The organism is Novosphingobium sp. DS6-6, from assembly GCF_057784975.1.
Genome location: NZ_JBYNTS010000025.1, coordinates 1 through 4,415 on the forward strand (window position 1 = coordinate 1; position 4,415 = coordinate 4,415).

Below are 4,415 nucleotides of genomic sequence, written 5' to 3' on the forward strand. Positions count from 1 at the left end.
TGATCGCCGGCAGAATAGAGGCCCTCCTCGCGGATAAGGGCTATGACGCCGATGCCATCCGGGAGGAACTGGCTGCAGCCGAAATCGAAGCCGTCATTCCCGCAAAGAGCAACCGAAGCAAGCCGCGCAGCTCGATGCCGATGCGGCCCGGCTGGTGATTTCCACCAGCATCGCACAGACCTATATCGGCCTTGCGCGCGCTGAACGGCAGATTGAAATCGCACAGGGCTTCGTCGCCACTCGGCGTCAATCGCTTGACTATGTGCAATCACGTAGCCGCCACGATCTTGCGAACGCAATCGAGGTGCAAACGGCTAGGACGCTGCTCGCGGAGGCCACGCAGGCCGAAGTGCGTGCGAGGCGCGAACGGGACCTGCTTGTTCACGCGCTCGCCGAACTGGTGGGCAGAGGAGCTGACTTCTACGCTTCGATCGCTCGTCCCTCGTTGTCGCTCGACAACCTCCTCGCGGTGCCGGAAGTCCTGCCTGCGGATCTGCTTGGCCGGCGGCCCGATCTGCTTGCAGCACAAGCAAGGATTGCAGTGGCCGTAGCCTCCCGCGCGGTGGCACGTGCAGACTTTCTTCCGAACGTGAACCTGCAGGCACTCGCTGGCTTTTCCGCGATCGGGCTCGGCAATCTCTTCACGGGAAGTGCCTCGAGCTATGGCGCCAGCGCGGCGATCCACATTCCCATCTTCGAGGCGGGCCGGCTGCGTGCCCAGTACCGGCAGGCAACGGCCGACCTTGATCTCGCTGTGTCGGACTACAATCACAATGTGCTGCAAGCTGTCCGGGAAGCGTCCGACGCCTTGACCGGCATCAAGGCTGCCGACGCCGAGCTTGCCCAGCATACTCTGGTCGTCGCCGGCCTTCGTGAGACGGTACGGCTTGATGGGGTGCGCGTCTCGGCAGGTCTCGCTTCGAAGCTCGATGCTATCGAAAGCGGGTTCCGCCTGTTGGAAGCGGAACAGTCCCAGGTCGATCTGCAAGCTGACGCATTCGTTCAGCGGGTCCAGCTCATTGCCGCTTTGGGTGGTGGTTTCCGGAACAACGCAAGCGAGGCCGTGGCCTCTTCAAAGGAGAAGGCGTCATGAATAACGGAGTCAGCTCGGGTCGTGCCGAGATCATTGGCGATAAGCAAATCGCGCGTCAGCTCGACTCGATCGAAGGACGCTCGGCAAAGCCCAGCCGCCGCAAACGCAGTTTCGTCCTGCTCGGAAGCCTTCCGTTTGCGAGAGCGCGCGTGCAACAACAGCACGTTGGCGGCCAAACAGGTCAAGGTCCCAATCGAGCCCGGCCTGAACTTGCGCCACGGTGCGGGTCGTGCCCGCATAGGGAGGTGGAATGAGGTAGCGATCGCTCAACCGCTGCTCTGCAACCTGGGCATCGCCCTCGATGTGCGGAAGCTGCGCTGAGTGCTGTATCGCTACCTCGGCCTTCGCAGCGCGGACACGGGCCAGCGCTGCGTCCAGCGTCGGGTTTACCAGGAGGCCGGCCTCTACCAGGCGTCCCAATTGCGGGTCACCGAGATCGTTCCACCACCGGGCGTCGATCTCGGCCGATGCCGGGGTGAGGCCAACGGAGGCTGGCAAGGTTCGAGCTATCTGCGGCTCATCGTGTGGCACGGCTGCACAGCTTGCCAGGAGAAGCGCCGATAGCGAGATCAATGTGATGCGCATGTGTCAGGACTCCTTTGGCTTTCAAGAGTGCGATCGGCCAGGCGACGGGCGCCCCGTTCGTGGTGCAGCCGGTCGCACGCCGTGCGTCGGTGAGGAGACGCTATCGACGGTTCCCGGCTCGACCTGGTTGAGCAAGAGCGGCGAAGCCGGTCTGCGCCCGCCGCCCAATAGACCCCTGCAACCGGACTTCTGGAGAAACCGAGCCCGGTAGCCGTGTCAGAACTCGCAAAGCTATTCGCCAGTCAGAGCTTGCCGGTTACAGTAATGATCGCTTTCCACCGGATCAGCTTTCTTGAGTTGCCGCCGGGCGCACGTCCGATCCAAGTGCGCGAATCTTTCGTTCTTGAGTTTCCTGTTCGACGACCCTTCCGGCGTCGGTGCCTGGCTATCACGACTACCGTGAGGACTTTTGCGCTGTCTGCTTCATCCGAATGTGAAGACGTAGGCCCGGATTCCAGGGCCCGCAAATTCGATGCGAAGGGTGCGATCTTCCACCGGGCCGGCCTGCCGGATCAGCTGGTATAGCCGGTCCTCCTTGACGGTGCCCCATCCCGCGGGATCAACGTCAGCCCCGTGATCCGGACCGGGACTTCTGCCATCTATCGTTACGCGAAACCGGACGGGAAGGCCGGTTGCGGAACCGATGACAAGATGGGCATCACGCGCGTGAAAACGCATGCGGATCGCTCCACCCGGACTTTTTAGCGCCGCGAACTCGCGACCGACATGCCAGCTCCCGGTCAGGCTCCAGTGGTTGAGCGGCAATGAGGGCGCAGGCGCGTAGTCGGTGACGACGTCGGCGTGCAGTCCTCCCGGAGATGCGAATCCGGTTGTCTTCCGGTATCCGATGTACGTTTCAGGCGAATGGAGATCCGCCCAGTCGGCCTGAACCTGGACACCATGTTGTTCGACCCTGGCCAGCGGAACCTTCCGCAGGTCGTGCCCTGCCTCCGAAAGGAGGTTGCGGATCAGTTGCTCTCCGTCCGCGTATCCGCCTTCGCCCAGGCGATACCCGCGTACCCGCCCCCGCGCATCGACGAAGTATATCCCAGGCCACCCTTCGTTGGCGAAAGCGCGCCAGACGGCATAGTCGTTGTCCTGAAGGTTCGGGTAGTCGACCGCAAGTTGAGAGATTGCCGTCTTTACCTTGGCAGGGTCTTTTTCAAATTCGAACTCCGGGGCATGGACGCCGACCACTTCCAGACCCTCGTTCCGGTAACGCGCGCTCCACGCGCGCAGATAGGGGAGCGCCCGCAGGGAGTTGATGCATGAAAAGGTCCAGAAGTTGATCAGCACGACTTTGCCGCGCAGCGAGTGTGGCTTGCCGGACAGCGGGACGAGCCATGGACGTGCCCCATCAAGAACGCCGATCGGATCTGACGCCGGGCCAACGGGAACGGGAGTAATGCTCGGCGTCGCTGCAACGCTGGCAGGTACCAGACCGAGTGCGTCTGCGGTGCAGACGGCTATGGTCGCCCCGGCGATTGCAACCGCGGTCGCGAAGTAGAGTTTCGAGCGTCTTCCCATCATTGCCATCGCACCTTGTCTTGCCTTGGCGAAGGAAGGCCAAGGTCATCGATCTCGCTGTCGTGCCTCTCAATTCGCGGACCGGCGGGCGAAGTTACGTTCGCGATCGGCGTGGCCGTTCGACACAAACCTGCCGAGGCGCGGTCCGGGCCTTCGCGTAACCGGCGGGCCGGTTTTCGAGAATTGCGGACGCCCTCACTGGCGGTGAGGCGAAGCTCAAAGGACATTCAGCATGAACAGCACAAGCAAGCGCGCCTTCATAACCGGCGCATCCTCGGGAATTGGCGCCGTCTACGCCGATCGGCTCGCAAAGCGAGGCTACGACCTCATTCTTGTCGCGAGAAATGCCGAGAAGCTGCAATCGCTTGCGAGCAGGATCGTTGGAGAAACAGGCCGCCACGTCGTGGTGATGCGCGCGGATCTTCAGGACAAGGACGATCTCGGCAGGGCGGAAGAAGTGCTCAGGACCCGGCCCGACATTACCATGCTCGTCAACAATGCCGGCGTCGGCGCAACCGCTTCCCTGCTCGACAGCAAGATTGACGACATGGATGCGCTGATCGCCTTGAACGTGACGGCTGCCACGCGTCTCGCCTATGCGGTTGCTCCGGCATTTGTCGCGCGCGGATCGGGCACGGTGATCAACGTAGCGTCAGCCGTTGCCATTGCCCCCGACCTGCTCAACGGGGTTTACGGCGCGAGCAAGGCCTTCGTGCTCGCCCTGTCCCAGTCCATGAACAGCGAGCTGGGAGAACGGGGCCTGCATGTGCAGGCCGTACTGCCCGGTGCCACCGCAACCCAGTTCTGGGATATTGCCGGGACGCCTGTAGCAGATCTGCCCGGCGAAATCGTCATGGCAGTGGAAGATCTGGTCGACGCGGCGCTTGCAGGGCTGGATCTGGGAGAGCTTGTGACCATTCCCTCATTGCCCGACATCGAGGACTGGCACAGGTTCGAAGCAGCCCGCCAGAACATGCGGAGCAAGCTGTCGCTCTCGGTTCCAGCCGCCCGCTACCTCACCCGCTGAACAGCAAACCGGACAAGTTGATTGCGAAGGGCGTGTCTTCGGCACGCCCTCCTTTGCGGTGTCTAGAGCATAATCCGACCTGATAGAGTCGTTTGCGGTTCCCTTGGCGCTGAAAATCTGATTCATCCTGTTTGCTGGATAGGAGGCCAGCAGGCATGGTGAGACCGATATCCGAGGATTTGC

4 protein-coding genes and 1 pseudogene are annotated in these 4,415 nt (G+C 62.2%); 2 read left to right on the forward strand and 3 right to left on the reverse strand.

Annotation, left to right across the window (positions count from 1 at the left end; genetic code table 11):
- Positions 1-88 precede the first annotated feature (88 nt).
- Positions 89-1,093 (forward strand): annotated as a pseudogene (locus tag AC3EDY_RS15890) (efflux transporter outer membrane subunit); the annotation flags it as partial.
- Positions 1,094-1,123: 30 nt separating this feature from the next.
- Here the strand turns inward: AC3EDY_RS15890 and AC3EDY_RS15895 are convergent.
- Together AC3EDY_RS15895 and AC3EDY_RS15900 are read right to left on the reverse strand one after the other, a co-directional pair.
- Complete coding sequence (locus AC3EDY_RS15895; RefSeq protein ID WP_488573464.1) at positions 1,124-1,678, reverse strand: TolC family protein; 555 nt, start codon at positions 1,676-1,678, stop codon at positions 1,124-1,126.
- 423 nt (positions 1,679-2,101) lie between these two features.
- Entirely contained in the window at positions 2,102-3,214 is a 1,113-nt protein-coding gene (locus AC3EDY_RS15900) for a redoxin domain-containing protein (RefSeq protein ID WP_488573465.1), read from the reverse strand.
- A 223-nt stretch (positions 3,215-3,437) separates the two neighbouring features.
- On the opposite strand from AC3EDY_RS15900, the gene AC3EDY_RS15905 reads away from it, so the two are divergent.
- Positions 3,438-4,232 (forward strand): SDR family NAD(P)-dependent oxidoreductase, encoded by a 795-nt coding sequence (locus tag AC3EDY_RS15905; RefSeq protein ID WP_488573466.1) that lies wholly within the window; start codon positions 3,438-3,440, stop codon positions 4,230-4,232.
- Here AC3EDY_RS15905 and AC3EDY_RS15910 read toward each other — a convergent pair.
- The coding region (locus AC3EDY_RS15910) for a hypothetical protein (RefSeq protein ID WP_488573467.1) at positions 4,222-4,415 on the reverse strand (194 nt) is incomplete at its 5' end. The two genes, AC3EDY_RS15905 and AC3EDY_RS15910, sit on opposite strands and share 11 nt — an antisense overlap.

Bases quoted from the DNA above. Each gene is read 5' to 3' on its own strand.
- AC3EDY_RS15895 (WP_488573464.1), bottom strand. From the start codon at position 1,678: ATGCGCATCACATTGATCTCGCTATCGGCGCTTCTCCTGGCAAGCTGT.
- AC3EDY_RS15900 (WP_488573465.1), bottom strand. From the start codon at position 3,214: ATGGCAATGATGGGAAGACGCTCGAAACTCTACTTCGCGACCGCGGTT.
- AC3EDY_RS15905 (WP_488573466.1), top strand. From the start codon at position 3,438: ATGAACAGCACAAGCAAGCGCGCCTTCATAACCGGCGCATCCTCGGGA.